The 294-nt window shown below is 48.0% G+C and carries 1 protein-coding gene; it reads right to left on the bottom strand.

Annotation, left to right across the window (positions count from 1 at the left end):
- Window positions 1-181: hypothetical protein (locus LIZ98_RS17790; protein ID WP_227203198.1), on the bottom strand; the 181-nt coding region annotated here is incomplete at its 3' end.
- Window positions 182-294: the final 113 nt, after the last annotated feature.

Genomic DNA, 294 nt, shown 5'->3' with positions numbered 1-294 from the left:
CCACTTTTGGTTGAGAAATGCTTGTTTTTGGCGACGAGGCCCGTTCTCGTCGCCAATTTTGACCGAGAAAGTCTAATTTTTGGCGACGAGGCTCGTTCTCGTCGCCGTTTTGGGTAGAAAAAAGCTTAATTTTGGCGACGAGACCCAATCTCGTCACCGTTTTTGGTCTGGGAATGCTCAATTTTGGCGACGAGGCTCGTTCTCGTCACCGTTTTTGGTTGAAAAAGCTTCTATTTTGACGACGAGGCCCGTTCTCGTCGCCACTTTTAGGTGAGAAATGCTTGTTTTTGGCGA

Source organism: Caldibacillus sp. 210928-DFI.2.18 (assembly GCF_020554505.1).
GTDB lineage: Bacteria > Bacillota > Bacilli > Bacillales > Caldibacillaceae > Caldifermentibacillus > Caldifermentibacillus hisashii.
The sequence above is the reverse complement of the archived record's forward strand: the minus strand, read 5'-3'. Positions and strand labels throughout refer to the sequence as shown.